The sequence below is a fragment of the Streptomyces sp. STAM6 genome, from assembly GCF_054963715.1.
In genome coordinates this window covers 262,181-275,681 of the sequence record NZ_JBUEFZ010000005.1, presented here as the reverse complement: position 1 = coordinate 275,681, position 13,501 = coordinate 262,181, and the positions used below count along the sequence as shown (strand labels likewise).

The window sequence follows — 13,501 nt, the reverse complement described above, 5'->3', positions numbered from 1 at the left end:
GGCCCACCCCGGAAACGCAAGCGCCCCCCACGCACCCGCCAGAGCCGACCTACCCTTGCTGCCTTCCGGCCCTGGGGGAGTTCAGTCAGATAGCGCCACGTGAGGGGCTGCGGCCAGAGTACCCGATCCCGGAGCCGCCCGGGCCACCCCGGGGAGCCCCGGAAGCGACCCGGGGGGCGACCCGGAGAGCAGGTTCGCGAGCACTCCTCTCGGTCATGTAATGTTTCCGGCGGAGGATTCGCCTAGAGGCCTAGGGCGCACGCTTGGAAAGCGTGTTGGGGGCAACCCCTCACGAGTTCGAATCTCGTATCCTCCGCAGCCGCCTGAACAGGCGAAACGAAGACCCCGGACCGCTCCAGCGGCCGGGGTCTTCGGCATGCCCTGGTCTCAGTTCTGGTCTCACCTATTTCCGACTTTTGAGACATTCTGCCCAGGTGTAGTGGCGTGAGTCCCTCGCGGCGGCCGGTGGCCATTCCAGTCGGTCTGCACTCCGGGACCTGGCCGGGGACCGATCCGTTTCCGTGTCTACCGTCCCGACGGCGAACTCGGATTCTGCGACGAGCGCAGCGCCACACCAACCGCCCTGCTCAAACTGGGCGTCCACTGGGATCACCTCGTCGCCGTGGAGCAGTTCCAGACAGCCTCAGCCGGGCTTCGCTATCCGCACTGCGTGGACGGTGCCGGGGCGTGCCCGCCCGAGGACTGCGGCGGCGGACCCGGTTACAGCGATCTCAAAGCGATCCTCGCCGACCCGGCGCATGAGGCACACCACGCCATGCTGGTGTGGCTCGGACTTCGGTCCGCCACGGAATTCGCCCCTGACCGTTTCGCGCCGGACGAGGCCAACGCGTGGCTGCTGCGCCTCACGGCACCATGAAAGACGAGCCGCCCGGCCACGCCACCGTTCGCGGCACGGACTGGTAAGGGAGGCAGGGGGGCGGCGAACGGGTGGGCCTCACCTGAGCGCGGAGTGCAGTTCGCGTACCAACTGCGGGGTGAGCAGCTCGCCGGCGCGGTCGGCGAGGACGGCCATTTCGTAGCCGACGAGGCCCACGTCGCACCCGTCGGCGGCGAGGACGCCGAGGCAGCTGCCGTCGCGGATACGACCGACTATGAGGAAGCCGCCAAGCATTTCGATCATGACGAGCTTCATGCCGTGGAAGCCGTGTGCCGTCGCCGCGTTCTGGGCGAGGCTGGTGATGCCGGAGACGACGGCGGCCAAGTGGTCGGCGCGATCTCGGCCGAGGCTGTCCGAGGCAGCCATGAGCAGGCCGTCAGAGGAAACGGCGACGGCATCGGTGACGCCGTCGGCGGTGCGCACGAACTCCGAGACGAGCCAGCCGAAACTCTGGACGGCGGTGGTCACGATGACGCTCCTTGGGGGTTTCTGGCTTCGGCGCGGGCGACACCTGCTCGGAAGCCGTTGAGCAGGGAGGAGACAGCGGGCCTGGCGGGTGGGGGTGATGTGGAGGGGTCCTCCACGGGGGCGAGCAGGCGCCCGGGGAGGACAAGAAGGGCGGACAGGCCGCCGCCAGGGGTGTCGAAGAGGTGGACTTGAGCGCCTTCACCGAGACGGTGGGCGAGTCGGCCGACGACGAGGTGGCCGAGGAACCGGGTGGGTGCGGCAACCAGGGTCTCCTCGCCGGAGTCGGAGAGGAGGGCGCCCGCACGTGCTTTGTCGGCTTCGGACATGCCGATGCCGTGGTCGACGACACCGAAGGAGTACGTGTCGTCCTCGTTGTCGTACCAGCCGTGCACCTCGACCGGTTCGGTCGGGGGCGAGAAATTCAGTCCGTTCTCGATGAGCTCGGCGAGGAGGTGGGCGACATCTGCGACGGCGTGCCCACGCACCCGCACCCGCTCCACGGTCGCGATCAGAACTCGACGGTACTGCTCCACCTGGGCGACTGCGGACTGGACGACCTCCAGACCGTCGGCGGCTGCTGCCGTGGCCCGCGGCGAATTCTGCCCGGCCAGGACCAGCAGGCTTTCGGCGTTGCGCCGCATACGGGTGGCGAGGTGGTCGAGCTCGAAGAGCTCGGCGAGGGCGTCCGGGTCGAGTTCCTGCCGTTCCAGGCGGGTGATGAGGCTGAGCTGGCGACGCACGAGGCCCTGGTTCCTGCGGCCGAGATTGGCGAGCGATTCCGTGGTGTTGCGACGCAGGCCAGCCTGCTGGGCAGCCAGCTGGAGGGCCGTGTGCTCAACCTGCTGCAGGGACGCCGCGACCTCGGCGATCTCGGCCGCACCGCCCAGCAGCCGTGCATCGGGGTTGTCCCGTACGTTCTCCGGCGGGAGGAGCTGAGCATGGTCCTGCGGGGACTGCTGGATACGGGCGACGGCTGCGGGCAGCCGGCGGCGCGCCACGTCGTGAGCGGTCTCGGCGAGCCCACGGAGCGGTCGCGTGAGCGACCGGGAGGCAACAGCGGCGAGGCCCGCGACAAGGGCGGCGATGAGCGTGCCCGCGACGAGATAGGCGGCGAGGGCCAGCTCGGCGTCGTGGCTGAGCCGATCGGCCCGGTCCCGTACGCCGTCACCGACCGACTGCTGGACGGCGTACAGATCGTCGACGAGTACGGTCATCGCGTCCCACCAGGTGCCGGCGTCGGCGCGCAGCGGGGAGCCGTCGGCGGCGCCTTCCGCCTGTTTCTCGTAAGCGGTGGCGCGTTCGGCGTCCTCGGTTGCGAAGGCTTTCTCCAGTGCCGCGTCCTGAGGTGCGGTGGCGACCTGCCGGAAGCGGGCGAGGGCGGCGACGCGTGTGGCTCGCACCTCGGAGAAGTCGATGTACGCGCGTCCGTGGAAGGCGCCCTGGGCGAACACACCGTTGAGGAGTCCGCGTTCGAGGGCGACGGACTCCTTGGTGGCGGCCAGCTCGCGCAACGCGGCCAGCCCGTCACGCAGTTGACGGTCGGCGCCGGTCGCGGTTTCCGCCACCGGATCGACGGCGTTCAGGGCGTTGACGGCGCCGGTGTAGAAGGTAAGGGTCGCGGCCTGGCCGGCGGTGCCTCTGTCGGCGGCGGCTCGGATGTCGGCGAGACGCCGCAAGTGCCGCTGGACGACGTCCTCGACGGCGCTTTCGCTGCGCATTCGGCGCAGTGCAGTGTCAACGCGCTTGCGCGTGGCGGAAAGCGGTGGGCGGAACTCCTTCGCACCGCCCAACAGGCCGTTGGTCAGGCCGCGTTCGCGCTGCAGCTGGTGCACCAGGGCCTGGATGCGCAGGCTGAGGCCCACCTCGGCACGGGTCGTCCGGGCATCGCCGAGGGCCTCAGCGCGGCCTTGCACGGCGAGACCGGCCACCGCCAGCAGCAAGCAGATCGGGACCGTGATGACCACCGCCACCCGGCCCCTGATGCTGCGCCAGCCAGGCATCGGCCGTCGCCCGGGAGTCGTTCGGGCCCCGTGGCGGCGCGCTGAACCGCCCTTGCCTAATCTGCCCTTGCCGATCGCGGCAAGCCTGCCGCGCAGCGGCCGTACGGGCATCCACACCCTCATGTCACGAAGTTAGTCCGACCGCCGTAGCGGCCGGTTTCCTGCCTGTTAGACCGCGTGGGACATTCCGTTGCGCCGCTCTCACACCGCAGAGCAAGAGATTGTGACCGCGGAATGGTCAAGCACAGGGGTGTGGTGCGGGTGGGAGCGTGGCTCTACGGGCAGCCGCCTCTCCGCGTCTTCGTACTGGACCGCGAAGCCCTGTCCCGGCGGTACGCGACGACAGGAAGACGATCGCCCGGCTCGACCTCGCGGCCGGGGGTGGGGCCCAGGTGGTGCCGTCTCCCATGACACTGGTCGAGGCGTACGACGGCAGAACCACCGAGCAGCGCTGGGACTGGGTGCTCTCCCGTCTCAAGGTCGCCGACATCGGAAAGGACGAGGCCCGCCAGGCCCGACGACTCCTGGCAGACGCCAAGCTGCACGGTCACAAGCACGCCATCGATGCCGTGTTCGCTGTCATCGCACGCCAGCAGAAGGGGCAGGTCACCGTCTTCACGTCGGACGTGGACGACCTGGATGGCTTCAGCGCCCGGGATCGGTGGCGCTTGCCCTGCCGCGGCTCGCGCTGCCGCATCTCCAGGTCGCCGAAGCGCTGGCCGCGCTGCGTGCGCCCGCGTCGCGCGATGACCTGGCCGAACTGCTGGGAGCGGCCGACGACGGCACCACCCGCGATCTGGAGGCCGCATTGGAGGCTCTTGCCGATCATGCTCTGATCCGGCCGGACGGCGCGGGGAAGCTCTGCGTGGCCGGACCGCTGCGGCAGGCGTGGGACGCGCCCCTGGGTCTGGATGCCCCGCTGGAGAAACTGCTCGCCGGCACGACCTACGGGACGCCGAGCGCGTTTCCAGCCTCTCCCGCATCCACAGTGTGATGAGCGTCGCGCCGGAATGAGGGAAAGTATCGACAGCGATAGTATCCCTGTCGATACCATCGCTCGCGGGAGGCTTACATGCGGCGCTTCGTCGGAAGGGACCGCGAGCTGAACGTACTCGGCAGCGCCCTGCGGTCGGTCCACGATGCCGTCGGCGCGGCGAAGCCGGGACAGTGCATCCTCATGCGCGGGCGGAGGCGAGTCGGCAAGTCCAGCCTCGTCGAGGAATTCCTCCGCCGCAGCGGGGTGCCTCACCTGTTCTTCACCGCGGCGGGCGGCACGGCGGAGGACGAGCTGGCGGAGTTGCTCGACACCGTCGCCAGATCCACCCTGCCGGAGCGGGAACTGTTCTCGGAGGAGACTCCAGAGCAATGGAATGCGGCGTTCAGGCTGCTCGCGGAGATCCTTCCCGACGACAGCCCGAGCGTGGTCGTCATGGACGAGGTTCCGTACCTGATGGACCGCATTGACGCCTTCGAGGGCATGCTCCAGCGCGCCTGGGACCGCCTGCTCAGCCGTAAACCCGTACTTCTCCTCCTGGTCGGCTCCGACCTGTCGATGATGGAGGCGCTGAACAGCTACGACCGCCCCTTCCACCAGCGGGGCCGGGAAATGGTCGTGGGGCCGCTGAACCCGGCCGACATCGGCGAGATGCTCGGGCTTGAGCCGGCTGCCGCATTCGACGCCGCCCTCATCACGGGCGGTCTTCCGCTGATCTGCGCGGAGTGGCGGCCCGGAGCCGATGTCTGGGAGTTCCTCCACGACTCGCTGGACAACCCGATCTCGGCGCTGCTGGTCTCCGCCGAACGATCACTCGCCGCGGAGTTTCCGCCGCAGGCGATGAGCAGAGAAGTCCTGCGGGCCATCGGAAGTGGTGAGAGGACCTTCACCAACATCGCCCGAGCGGCCGGCGGCATCGCCCACACCACGCTCACCCGGGCCACCGACGTCCTGACCGAGAAGCGGGTGGTGGCAGCCGAGCTGCCCCTCTCGCTGAGACCGTCGAAGGAACGCCGCTACCGCGTGGCCGACCCCTACCTACGGTTCTGGCTCGCGTTCGTGGATCCGCACATGGCGGAGATCGAGCGAATGCGGGGGGATCTCACTCTGAGCCGGATCAAGGAGCGGTGGACGAGCTGGCGGGGGCGCGCGATCGAGCCCCTCGTCCGGGAATCCCTCGCCCGCCTCCTGCCGGACGGACTCCTGCCCGCCGCCCCCGCGATCGGCGGCTACTGGACCCGCGGCAACGAGGTCGAAATCGACTTGGTCGGCGCCGATCGGCAGCCGGTGGCCAGGGAGCTGCTCTTCCTCGGTTCGGTCAAGTGGCTGGAGAACTCCTCGTTCGACAGCCACGACCTGGCCGCGCTCCAGAAGCACCGGGCCGCGATCACCGACGAGCCGGTACCGCTCGTGGCGGTATCGCGCAACGGGACCACATGTTCCGGGCTCCAAGCGGCGTACGGACCCGAGGAGCTACTGGGCGCGTGGCGCAATGTGTGAGAAGGGGCAGTCTCATTCCCTTGCGATATTCGCGACATTTGCCGCATGCGCCAGAGCACCTTGGGCGGCGGCAGGCGTCGAGACCGACAGGTGCCCACCGCGGACTCCAGAACGAGAAGTATGGGAACACCATGGTGAGCGCGCCCGGTGAGGCGCATCCACAGCCCGGCTGCGGGCAGTCGACGGTTCCGGCGGCAGGAGGCATTGCCATGCGGATCGAGGGTGCCGGGCGCAACCTGATGACATCAGCGGAAACAAGCCGACGGGTCTGCCGCCAGGACCGCAGGCGCGAAGCCTGATCAGGGGCCGGGCTCCCGTGGTTGTGTTCTGGGAAGCGTGTGGGGGGGTGCGGTCCGGGGCTCCGCTGTTGTCGAACCCGGCCCGCCCCGGAGCCACCCTGGACCGCCCCGGAGCCACCGGTCCCGGTGGCCGAGAACCGTTAGAGTCGCCGCATGGGGGATTTCGCGAGCAAGGGCCGGTTCGTGCTGTGCAAGTCGTGCCACCGGCCGCTGCGGCAGGAGCGGCGCTGGTTTCCGCAGCAGTACTGCAACCGCTGGCACAAGATCAGGCACCGGGTGGCGAACTTCGTCGGCAGCGTGCTGGACAGCGCCTGACCGGCGGGCGCGAGGAGCGGAGCCGACGGACGGGCCCGGAAGACCGAAGGCCCGGAAGCACGACATGACGAAGGCCCCGACCGATCGCGGTCGGGGCCTTCGTCATGTCGTGGGTGGTCGGGGCGGGGTGGCGCCGGCGCGGGGACGCGATCACCGCCTGGGTGGGCATTCGGCCGACGCCGTGGATCTCTTCCGTCGCGGCCGGTCCGTGGACCGTTGACCGCCTGGTCGGGCCGCCGCGGGCGGAACCGGCGGGCCGGGCTCCCGGGAGCCCGGGCGCGGCCGTCCGGCGAGGGCTTCGATCATGCGGCGCCGACGGCGCAGTTCGACGATGTCGGTCCGCCACATGCGGGCGGCCGGCGGGGGCAGCAGTGCGGACAGTGCGGTGCAGGCGGATGCACAGGCGATCAGCAACCAAAGCGTCATATTCGCCATGGGTTCCCTTCCATGACCCGAGGCATCGGTCGCCCCGGGCGCGCTCGGGTGTGTTCCACCGCTGAAGGCGGCAAATTAAATAACGCAATGGCATATGACGGGTTACGCAATGTGACACGTACGGCACTCCGGTCATAAAGCCACCAGAATGCTCAAGTGCTGATTCGGCAGGGCACAAAATTGAATGAGAAGACCGAATTCAAAGGGATATTAATCAGCGGGCAGCGGCCCGGGTGGTGCCGGCACGGAGGTCGCGCCGGCACCACCGGGGCGGCTACGCCTTTCCGGCGCCCGATCCTCCGGACTCGCGCCTGCCGCGGTGGTGGGCGGTCGCCGGGGACGGGGGCGGGGTGCTGCGGTGGCGCGGCGTGCTCTGGCGCGGCGGCCTGGTCAGCGTGATCTGGCGTACGAGCTGCTGGAAGCAGGCCAGGGAAGCCAGGGCCGGCAGCGCGGCGGCCGCGGCGTCGGTGACGGTCCTGGGCGCCTCGGCCACGCACAGGAGCATCGCCATCGCGGAGAACAGCAGGATGACCGCCCAGGAGTGGGCGGCGCGGCGCTGGTGCAGGGCGGCACGCAGCACCGACAGGGAGGCGACCATCCAGGGCCCGTAGATCAGCAGCGGCCACCAGCCGACGACCGTGCTGTCCGCGCGGCCCTCGGCGATGTGGCGGAGGGGGTCGTAGGTGGCCATGCCGCCGAAGACACTGACCATCGACACGATCGCGGCAGCCAGGGCTGCCAGGCAGAAGCTGGCCGTCCGCAGCCACGTCAGCGACCACTGGCGCGTCTTGCGGTGGCTGACGGCGGCCGGCCGGATCGGCGGCAGGTTCGCGGTGATCCGGGTGAGGTTCTGGAGGGAACCCTCGGCCTGCGCGGTGTCGTCCGGGTCGGGCGCCCGCTCGGGGGCGGGCTCTGGGGCCTTGACGGAGGACGTGGCCTTCTCCGCCGCCAGGGCGTCCTGGAGCAGCGAGGCGAGTTCTTCGGTGGGGTCCCAGGGGGCGTCCATCGCGCCGTAGGACAGGTGGTAGTCGTGGAGCCGGAAGGCGTCCCTGTAGCCGTCCGCTCCGGGGCCGGTGTCGACGGCCTCGTCGAAGCCGGGACCGTGGCCGGGACCGGTGCCGGGGTCGAAGCCGCGGTCGAGACCGCTGTCGAAGCCCGGCTCGAAGCCCGAGTCGAAGCCGGGGCCGAAGTCGCGTACGCCGGGGGCGACGCCGCCGTGGAAGTCATGCACGCGAATTCAGACCGATCCATCCACCACGCCTTGGGGTACTCGCGTTCCGGTACGGCTCCAGGACCGCGCGAAGTCCGCCTCGATGCGGGCCATCGCCTCGATGAATTCCTCCAGCGCCGGGGTCGACCACGTGAGGTCGATCCTGGCCGCTCCGTCGCGCCGGGTGCCGACACGGCTGGAAATGAGCGCGGCCGGCGAGGTCGTGAAAGTAAATTCCCCCATGGGCACGCGGGCGGGAAGGCCATTCATCGGCAGGCCCCTTTCAAATGGGACTGACGGGCGTGTGGCTGTCATATTCAACCTAACGCTCCAGCGTGTCCCTCCGGTGCGCGGCATACGAGTGAGCACATTGGGCCACATGGGGGACCGCTTGGGGCTTATCGGTTCTGCAAGATCCTCCAATGATGGCCTGAAATCACACCAACCCACCGATTGATATCCAGTCGGATAAACCCGGGATCAATCTTCCGGCAATGTGATTCTCCGGGGACCGGACAGGTGGACGTACATCGTGCGCCACCCCGAACACCGTACGGGCACTCGGCTATCCTGGCGGCGAGACGAACAGGAGACCGCATGTCACGCGACCAGCAGCCGCTCCCCTCGGTGTGGACCCGCCCGCGGCGACCGCGGCGCGAGCAGCCCGTCCTCAGCCGCGGGCAGATCGTGGCCGCGGCCCTCGAACTGCTCGACGCCGAGGGGGTCGACGCCCTGAGCATGCGCAAGCTCGGTACGCGCCTCAATGCCGGCGCGACCTCGATGTACACCCATGTCGCCAACAAGGACGAGCTGATCGAGCTGGTCGTGGACGCGGTCTACGGCGAGATCGAGAAGCCCGCCGCCGGCGATCCTGGCGACTGGCGCGCGGCCACCACCCGCTGCGCCCACAGCCTGCGGTCGGCGCTGCTCCGGCATCCGTGGATCGTCCCCATGCTCGGCGAGGCCGGCATGGCCCACCTCGGACCGAACATGATGCGGCTGTCCGAGGGCCTGCTCGGGCTCCTGGAGGACGCGGGTTTCACCCTGGAGGAGGCCGACCGGGCGGTGAGCACCGTCGTCGCGTACGTCATCGGCATGTCCACCGCCGAGGCGGCGTGGCTGACGACACTCGCCCGCAGCGGCCGGAGCGAGCAGGAGTGGATGGAGCGGTTGTGGCCGGCGGCCGAACAGGCCGTGCGGCCGTACCCGCGACTGCGGAGGCTGTACGCCACCCAGCGCGGCCAGGACACCGGAGCGGGCCGTGACGACGGCTTCGACAGCGGGCTGCGTTGCGTCCTGGACGGCCTGGAGGCACGACGCGGCCGTCCGGGCGAGGGCTCCGCGACCGACTGACGCCTTCGCTCCGCCGAGGGAGCGGGCCACTCCGCCGAGGGAGAGCCGGCCGCCCCGGAACCGGAGCGGGTGACTCCGCGGCGCGGGCCGACCACCCCGCCACGGGACCGGGATCACTCCGCCAAGGGAGAGCCGGTCACCACGGGGCCGGGTCACCCCGCCGCGCGGGCCCGCCCGTTACCCCGCCACCGGATCACCCCGCCGCGCGAGGCCGTCACCCCGCCACGGACGCGGGTCACTCCGCGGCGCGGGGACCCGCCACCCCGCCACCGAATCACTCCGCCGCGCGGGCCCGTCACCCCTCCACGGGACCGGGTCACCCCGCCACTCGGGCCCGTCACCCCACCGCGGGAGCGGATCACTCCGCGGAGGGAGCCGTTCGCGGCGGCGACTGGATCCGCATGCCCGCGCGGCGGCGGTGGACCGTGAGGTAGGACAGCCCGTTCTCGCCGGCCACCAGGCTGCGCGTGGAGCCGTGCGGCATCCAGGCCAGAGTGCCCGTGCGCAGGGGCTGCGCCCCGTCGGCGGCGACCAGGGTGCCTTCGCCGGCGACGACGAACAGCAGCACGTCGAGCTCGGGCTCGGCGTGGGTGCCGATGCGGCCCGCCGGCGGAACGCGCACGACATTGGCGTCGAGCTGGCGTCCGGGCTCGGTCAGCCGCCACAGCGCTCCCGCGCGGACGGGGCCCAGCTCGGACCCCGCCCCGGGATCGGTCTCGGCGGCCGCGTCGGCGTGCGGGCCGGTGAGCGACTGCACGTCGCAGAGGATTCGTGGGCCGGTGCTCGAGTCAGCCATCCGTTGCCACCGTTCGATGGGTGCCGCTTTCAACAAATGGGAACCTAACATGCGCATTTGTTAGCGTCGGAGTGTGCGGCTGACAAAGTTCACCGACCTGGCGCTTCGTGCCGTGATGCGCCTCGCGGTCTCCGAGACGAACGGCTCCGACGGCATTCCGGGCGGCCCGGGCGGCATTCCGGGCGGCCCGGGCGGCATGCCCGGCGGCCCCGGCACGGGCGGGCAGGCCGGGCTGTTGACCACCCGGGAGGTGGCGGAAGCCATGCACGTCCCCTACACCCATATGGCGAAGGCCATAGCCCGGCTGCAGCACCTCGGTGTGGTCGAGGCCCGGCGCGGCCGCGGGGGCGGACTCACGCTGACCGAGGAGGGCCGGCGCATCTCCGTCGGCCGCCTGGTGCGCGAGCTGGAGGGCGAGGGCGAGGTCGTCGCCTGCGAGGGCGACACACCGTGCCCGCTCCGCGCGGCCTGCCGGCTCCGGCACGCCCTGCGCGAAGCGCAGGAAGCCTTCTACAGCGCTCTCGACCAGTTGACCGTGAGCGATCTGGTGGCCTCCCCGACCGGCCCGGTGCTGATCGGGCTCGGCCGGCACGGGTAGGGGGCCGCCTCCCCGGGGGAGAAGTTCTCGTCCTCCCTGGGGGGGAAGTTCTCGTCGCGAACGAGTCGCCGACTCCGGCGGCCCCTGTGAAAGTGGCCGATGGGGGGCGGCCGCCCACATCGGAGGAGCGACGTCATGAAGTACCTGGTGATGGTGCAGGGCACGCAGGCGGACTACGACGCCATGACCGGCAGGGCGTCCGGCAGCCCGGCCTGGAGCGAGCAGGACATGCGGGCGATGTTCGCCCACATGGGCAAGATCAACGACGATCTCGCCGCGTCCGGGGAACTCGTCGACGCACAGGGGCTGGCCGAACCCGCGAAGACCCGGTTCGTCACGATCGGCGCCGACGGGGAACCGGTGATCACCGACGATCCGTACGAGAAGACACGCGAGCTCCTGGCGGGGTACTGGGTGCTCGACTGCGAGAGCCTGGACCGGGTCACCGAGATCGCAGCGCGGGTGGCACGCTGCCCGGTCCCGGACGGCACGCCCGAGTACCCGGTCGTGATCCGCCCGATCGGCGAAAGCGGCCCGGACGTCTGACCGCGGCGCCGCGGGCCGGGTGGCCCGCCCGGCGGGTCGGCACCGGCCTCGCGCACGCGGCACGCGCGTCACACGGCACCGCGCGGTCGTCGTCTCAGCGCGCACGAGACGGCCCACTCCCCGCGGACGCGGGCGGAACGGCCGCGGCCCCGGCCGCCAGCACCCTGATGCGGTGGGTGAGCTCGGTGACCTGGTTGAAGATGGAGCGCCGCTGGTGCATCAGGCTGCGGATCTTCCGGTCCGCGGTCACCACCGGGATGTGTTCGCGTCCCCCGAACAGCGCGCCGATCGCGGGCAGCGGAAGGTCGGTCAGCTCCCGGCAGAGGCTCATGGCCAGCTGGCGGGCCGTCACCAGGACGCGGCTGCGGTCCGGTCCGCGCAGGTCGTGCACGGCCAGACCGAAGTAGTCGGCCGTCTCGGAGAGGATCAGCGGTCCGGTCACGCCGTGGTCGGGTGTGCGGCCCGGCGGGACGAGGTCCCTGAGCACGATCTCGGCCGGCTCCGGGCCGATCCGTTGCCGGTTGAGGCTCGCGAACGCCGTGACGCGGCTCAGCGCACCCTCCAGCTCGCGGACGCCGCCCGCGACCCGGCCCGCGATGAGCTCGACGACGTCCCGCGGCACGTCGAGCTCCTCCCGCGCCGCCTTGCGGGCGAGGATCGCGGCCCGGGTCGCCGGGTCCGACACCTGGACGTCGACGACCAGGCCGCGGGCGAACACCCCGCGCAGCCGCTCGTCGACGGCCAGCCGTGCCGGTGGCCGGGCCGAGGAAAGGACGACCTGTCTGCCCGTTCCCCGGAACTCTCCGAGGGTGCCGAGGAACTCCTGCTGGACCGCGGCATCGTCCTGCAGCACCTCACACCCGTCGACCACCAGCAGATCCACGTCGCGGTACCGCTCACGGAACGGGACGAGGGCGTCGTCGCGGACCGCGGCGAGGAAGTCGGCGCGGAACGCGTCCCCGTCCACGTACCGCGTCCTGAGGGCCGGGTCCAGGGTCCGCGCGTAGTGCACCAGGGCCTGGAGCAGATGCGTCTTGCCCCCGCCGTTGCTCCCGTGCACGTACAGCGGGTTGTACGGGCCCCCGGGCGCCTCCGCGACCTCGACGGCGGCACCGTGCGCCAGCCGGTTGCCGGGTGTCACGAGGAAGTTGTCGAAGAACAGCCCCGGTGCGGGGCGCTTCCCCGGGCGGGCGGAGGCTCGCGCCGCCCGGCGGCTCGCCGCGTTCTCCATGGCGGCCAGTTTCTCCTGCAGCACGCGCAGTTCCTCCTCCAGCGCGGCCGCCCGTGACGCGTCGGCGACCGCCGCCGCGCGTGCCTTGCTCTCCTCCTCCTGCCGCGCCTGTTCCTCCGCGGTCACCAGCTGCCTCTCCAGGTCCTGGCAGCGTTCCTCCGCCAGCAGCCGGCGGGCGTGGGCGTCCTTGAGTTCCTCGCCGAGTACGTCGACCTGCTCACGCAGCAGGTCGCGCTCCCGGCGCAGCCCGGCGACCTCGTCCTCGTACACCTGCAGGGCGGCCTCGGTCTCCGGACGGCCCTCGTCGTGGGCCGCCCGCAGCTGCCCGAGCTGCGTCTCCAGGTCGGCGACCCGGTGCTGCGCGTCCAGCAACGCGTCCTCGACCGCCCGTTCCCGGGCCGCCGAGCGGCGGGCACGGCGGTCGGCTTCGGCCAACTGGTCCTCCAGCATGCGGACCACGTGGGCCGGAGAGCCGCTCGCGGAGACGGCCCTGCGGTGCAGCGTGCGCAGGTGCTCCACGGTCTCGGCGGTCGGCGAGCCGCCGTGGTGTTCCGCCACGTCGCCGAGGAGATCGACGACGAACTCCCAGGGCGGGATGCGCGTGCCGTTCAGGAAGCGCGAGACGGAGCTCGCGTCGCGGTGCCGGCGGGCCGCGTACCGGCGCACCCCGATGTCCAGTCCGCCGAACAGCCCGCGTAACGCGTCCGCGAGTGCCCGCGCCTCCCCCGGAAGGTCCCCTCCCAGCGGTTCAAGGCTTCCCATCCCGCCCCCTGCCCAAGTCCGTCCACCTGCGTTGCGGCGGTTCGGCAACTGTGCCGCCTACCGCAACACCCCCCGCCCCGCAGAGCCTGGTGACCG

Annotated in this window: 13 protein-coding genes, 1 tRNA gene and 1 other RNA gene; 8 read left to right on the top strand and 7 right to left on the bottom strand. The window is 71.0% G+C overall.

Going from position 1 to position 13,501, the window contains the following annotated elements:
• Positions 1-13 precede the first annotated feature (13 nt).
• Positions 14-112, bottom strand: an RNA gene (gene ffs, locus ACY34K_RS09925) — signal recognition particle sRNA small type.
• A gap of 119 nt (positions 113-231) precedes the next feature.
• Between ffs and ACY34K_RS09920 the strand changes: the two genes are divergently transcribed.
• Positions 232-316, top strand: a tRNA-Ser gene (locus ACY34K_RS09920).
• 195 nt (positions 317-511) lie between these two features.
• Entirely contained in the window at positions 512-877 is a 366-nt protein-coding gene (locus ACY34K_RS09915) for a plasmid pRiA4b ORF-3 family protein (protein ID WP_462745853.1), read from the top strand.
• Positions 878-955: 78 nt separating this feature from the next.
• On the opposite strand, the gene ACY34K_RS09910 is transcribed toward ACY34K_RS09915, so the two are convergent.
• Both ACY34K_RS09910 and ACY34K_RS09905 read right to left on the bottom strand, forming a co-directional pair.
• Complete coding sequence (locus ACY34K_RS09910; protein WP_462745767.1) at positions 956-1,366, bottom strand: roadblock/LC7 domain-containing protein; 411 nt, start codon at positions 1,364-1,366, stop codon at positions 956-958.
• A complete protein-coding gene (locus ACY34K_RS09905) occupies positions 1,363-3,366 on the bottom strand; it encodes a nitrate- and nitrite sensing domain-containing protein (RefSeq protein ID WP_462745766.1) in 2,004 nt (667 codons plus the stop codon). The genes ACY34K_RS09910 and ACY34K_RS09905 overlap by 4 nt, the downstream gene beginning before the upstream one ends.
• A 661-nt stretch (positions 3,367-4,027) precedes the next feature.
• Here ACY34K_RS09905 and ACY34K_RS09900 point away from each other — a divergent pair.
• The 3 genes from ACY34K_RS09900 (at position 4,028) to ACY34K_RS09890 (ending at position 6,474) form a co-directional block, all read left to right on the top strand.
• Positions 4,028-4,360: a hypothetical protein gene (locus ACY34K_RS09900; protein ID WP_462745765.1), complete on the top strand. Its 333-nt coding sequence runs from the start codon at positions 4,028-4,030 to the stop codon at positions 4,358-4,360.
• Between the two features lie 78 nt (positions 4,361-4,438).
• Complete coding sequence (locus tag ACY34K_RS09895; protein WP_462745764.1) at positions 4,439-5,860, top strand: ATP-binding protein; 1,422 nt, start codon at positions 4,439-4,441, stop codon at positions 5,858-5,860.
• Between the two features lie 452 nt (positions 5,861-6,312).
• A complete protein-coding gene (locus ACY34K_RS09890) occupies positions 6,313-6,474 on the top strand; it encodes a hypothetical protein (protein WP_462745763.1) in 162 nt (53 codons plus the stop codon).
• Positions 6,475-7,183: 709 nt separating this feature from the next.
• Here ACY34K_RS09890 and ACY34K_RS09885 read toward each other — a convergent pair.
• Entirely contained in the window at positions 7,184-8,140 is a 957-nt protein-coding gene (locus ACY34K_RS09885; RefSeq protein ID WP_462745762.1) for a DUF2637 domain-containing protein, read from the bottom strand.
• A 6-nt stretch (positions 8,141-8,146) separates the two neighbouring features.
• Positions 8,147-8,389 carry a hypothetical protein gene (locus tag ACY34K_RS09880; protein WP_462745761.1) on the bottom strand — a complete coding sequence of 81 codons (243 nt, stop codon included), beginning with the start codon at positions 8,387-8,389 and terminating at the stop codon, positions 8,147-8,149.
• 327 nt (positions 8,390-8,716) lie between these two features.
• Between ACY34K_RS09880 and ACY34K_RS09875 the strand changes: the two genes are divergently transcribed.
• Entirely contained in the window at positions 8,717-9,472 is a 756-nt protein-coding gene (locus ACY34K_RS09875; protein WP_462745760.1) for a TetR/AcrR family transcriptional regulator, read from the top strand.
• Between the two features lie 358 nt (positions 9,473-9,830).
• Here the strand turns inward: ACY34K_RS09875 and ACY34K_RS09870 are convergent, their stop codons facing one another.
• Positions 9,831-10,268 carry a cupin domain-containing protein gene (locus ACY34K_RS09870; RefSeq protein WP_462745759.1) on the bottom strand — a complete coding sequence of 146 codons (438 nt, stop codon included), beginning with the start codon at positions 10,266-10,268 and terminating at the stop codon, positions 9,831-9,833.
• A 73-nt stretch (positions 10,269-10,341) separates the two neighbouring features.
• Between ACY34K_RS09870 and ACY34K_RS09865 the strand changes: the two genes are divergently transcribed.
• Entirely contained in the window at positions 10,342-10,866 is a 525-nt protein-coding gene (locus tag ACY34K_RS09865; protein WP_462745758.1) for an RrF2 family transcriptional regulator, read from the top strand.
• Between the two features lie 135 nt (positions 10,867-11,001).
• Positions 11,002-11,412 (top strand): YciI family protein, encoded by a 411-nt coding sequence (locus ACY34K_RS09860; RefSeq protein ID WP_462745757.1) that lies wholly within the window; start codon positions 11,002-11,004, stop codon positions 11,410-11,412.
• A gap of 94 nt (positions 11,413-11,506) precedes the next feature.
• On the opposite strand, the gene ACY34K_RS09855 is transcribed toward ACY34K_RS09860, so the two are convergent.
• Complete coding sequence (locus ACY34K_RS09855) at positions 11,507-13,405, bottom strand: DnaA ATPase domain-containing protein (RefSeq protein ID WP_462745756.1); 1,899 nt, start codon at positions 13,403-13,405, stop codon at positions 11,507-11,509.
• Positions 13,406-13,501 lie beyond the last annotated feature (96 nt).